This window comes from Streptomyces sp. S6, assembly GCF_054880855.1.
The window spans coordinates 1-2,720 of sequence record NZ_JBTYMC010000521.1; the positions used below are offsets into that span (position 1 = coordinate 1).

General features: G+C 73.9%; 1 protein-coding gene and 2 pseudogenes. 1 reads left to right on the forward strand and 2 read right to left on the reverse strand.

Annotated elements, in window-relative coordinates; genetic code table 11:
• Together ACVNF4_RS34645 and ACVNF4_RS34650 are read right to left on the reverse strand one after the other, a co-directional pair.
• Positions 1-1,109 (reverse strand): annotated as a pseudogene (locus tag ACVNF4_RS34645) (SUKH-4 family immunity protein); the annotation flags it as partial.
• A gap of 7 nt (positions 1,110-1,116) precedes the next feature.
• A complete protein-coding gene (locus ACVNF4_RS34650; protein ID WP_461806829.1) occupies positions 1,117-2,097 on the reverse strand; it encodes an SMI1/KNR4 family protein in 981 nt (326 codons plus the stop codon).
• A gap of 324 nt (positions 2,098-2,421) precedes the next feature.
• Between ACVNF4_RS34650 and ACVNF4_RS34655 the strand changes: the two are divergent.
• A pseudogene (locus tag ACVNF4_RS34655) lies at positions 2,422-2,720 on the forward strand (hypothetical protein); the annotation flags it as partial.

Sequence of the window (2,720 nt, forward strand, 5' to 3'; positions counted from 1 at the left end):
GCCCCCGGCGGAGGCGGAGGCGTACCCGCGCCCGCACCCCTCCGGCGCGGAGGCGGCGCCGCCCGACTGGTCGCGGCATCGGCGATGTCCCCGGCATGCGGAGGAAGCGGCTGTGAAGTCCCGCCAGGAGCAGCGGGGTTGACAGCGTCGGCACCCGACCCTCCGGCCGTGCCGGGCAAGTTGGGCGAACCCGAACCCTGCCCCTCGCCGGGAATCGCCGCGTTGGGCACGCCGGGCGCCGTAACGCCCCCCGGTCCAGCCGAGTTGGCCCCGCCGGAACCACCAGCAGCCCCGGGATACCCGTACGAAGGAGCCCCGCCAGGCCCCCCAGCGGGACCCCCGGCAGGCGCCCCGTCCAACGCCGGCGAGACCGCCGTGGGCGGCAACTGGCTCCCCCCGGACATCAACGCGGTCGGCGCATCGGCCCCGGCCCCGGGCCCCCGACCCCGCTCCGCGTCACTCAAGGGCGGGGCGAACACGGTCGCGGGCAGCGGAACGGACCGGTCCTCGCCGCCGTCCCCGTTCGTGTCGGTCCCGGCCCAGGGTGTCGCCCCGGCGGGAACGGCCGGAGCGGCAGCGGGAGTTGAAGCCCCCGGCCCACCGGGAACACCCGAGGCACCCGAAGCCGCAGCACCGGCACCGGCACCGGGAACCGACGCCGCCTCTCCAACACCCGCACCAGGAACCGGAGTCACCCCGGCCCCGGCACCCCCGGCACCGGAACTCCCCTCGCCGATCCCCAACTTGTCGGCGGCGTCCTGCAACCACTCCGGCGGCGTCAGCAGGAACGACGTCTGGTTCAGATCGACCCGCGCCGCAGCCGGCACCGCGTCCGCGACCCCCGCCGTCTCACCCCCGTACCGCTCCTCGTACCGGCGGATCACCTCGCCCACCGGCAGGGCGGGCCACAGCGTCGCCTCCCCGCTGTCCCGGGCGATGACGAGCCGCTGGGAGCCGCCGTCACCGCGCGGCCCGTCCGCCCGGTCCTCGGCCCAGACGACGAACCCGAGGCCGAACTCCCGTACCCGCACCTCGCGTTGCTGATAGCCGGGCACGTCCCCGTTGACCCACTCCTCCGCGCGCTCCTGCGCCTGCGCGAACGTCACCATGTGCGGATCACTCCCCAGCAACCGGAACGACGCGGGCGAAGCCGCCGTCCACCATCAGGTTGGCCACCGTCTCCAACTCCGGCGGATCACCGGCGAGTCGGGACAGGAACGCGTCGAAATCGTCACCGCAGGGCAGCAGCAGCCGTGCCACGCGGTCGGCCGGCGCCAGCGTGGGATCGGCGTCGCGGACGTCGTCGTACGCGCAGAACCAGACCGAACCGATCCGGTCGCCCTTCACCTTGACGGCGATCAGACCGCCCTGGACGAAGCCGACTCCCAAGTAGTCCTTGGTGAGATGGTCGCGCAGGCACTTGTTGACGTAGACGAGGTCGTTGACGGCGGCCTCGTCACGGACCGTGAAGAACGGCTGGTCGACGAGGATGCCCAACTCGGCGTCCAGCGCGGCCCCGACGGGTGCGCAGCCGCCCGCCGCCTTGAGGAACGTGCGGTAGGCGCCCGGCAGTCGGTAGCCGAGGTCCTCCTCGACGCCCAGCACCTGCGACTCGGTCACCGCGACGCCCGACTTCGGCAGCCGGAAGTGGGTGGGCCGGGTCTCCTGGAGAGGGCGGGTGCCCCGCTTCGCGTGGTCGACGCGGGCCGTCGCGACCCCGCCGTGGTGGCGCAGCAGCGCCTTCACGTCCACCGGTATCAGTTCGAGGCGGCGCGTCCCGGCGACGTGGTGCCAGGTCCAGCCGTGCGGGGTCGCGACCTGCGAGACGGTGTCCCACAACCGGTGCCCGGAGGCGGCCAGCGCGGCGTTCGCCGACACGTAGTCCGTGAGGCGTAGTTCGTCGACCCCGAACCCCTCCGGGGGATCGGCGATCTCGGCCACCGCGCGTGCGTACGGCGAGAAGTCGGGATAGCCGCGCTCGTCGATCCGTACCCCTCTGGGGTGACGTCCGGCCCGGACCGGGTCCGGAAAGTGCACGACCTGCCCGGCGTATGCCGCGTTCGGCGGCGCGGTCTGCCCGAGCCGACCTGTCGTCATGGCGGTTGCCCCCTGCGGCGCTCTGTACGGCACCCGTCGGCGGTTCCGCTTTCCGGCCCCGTCCGACACGCCCCGTATCCGACTGTCTCCACCGCTTTCCGGCACACGTCCGTCGCGCGCCCACGGTGCCGACAGCCTATGCGGTACGGCAGGACCGGTCACCGGCGCTCCGTTTCCGGCCCCCGTCGGCCCGTGACCTGCCGTCACCCTCTGGTGACAGCCCGCCCCGCCTCTGGCGTGTCGCCACGCCCCAGCTTCCGCACAGGGCACGCCATTTGGCACCCTGTGTCCTCCGGGGGGATGCCCGGGGAGGGAAAGACGATCATGAACGCGACGCAGACAGGACCTCACGGCACGGAACGCTCCGCCGCCGACGCCGCTCACACAGCGTCACCCGGCACCCACAGACCACCCCACGCGTCCCAGGTCCCACAGCTCCCCAGAACGGACGGCGCCCCCGGCGACCACCCTCCGAACGGCGACCCCTACGGGGGTGACCCTCACGGGGGTACCCCCTACGGGACCGGCCCTTACGGGAACGCCCCCAGGGCGAGCGCCGACCCCGGGGCGGGCGCGGACCCCCGCCCCGGCGGCGACCCCCGCATCGGCTGGTCCGCCGACAC

What these genes read in the sequence shown, in the direction of transcription:
- ACVNF4_RS34650 (WP_461806829.1), bottom strand. Translation starts at nt 2,097, where the DNA reads ATGACGACAGGTCGGCTCGGGCAGACCGCGCCGCCGAACGCGGCATAC.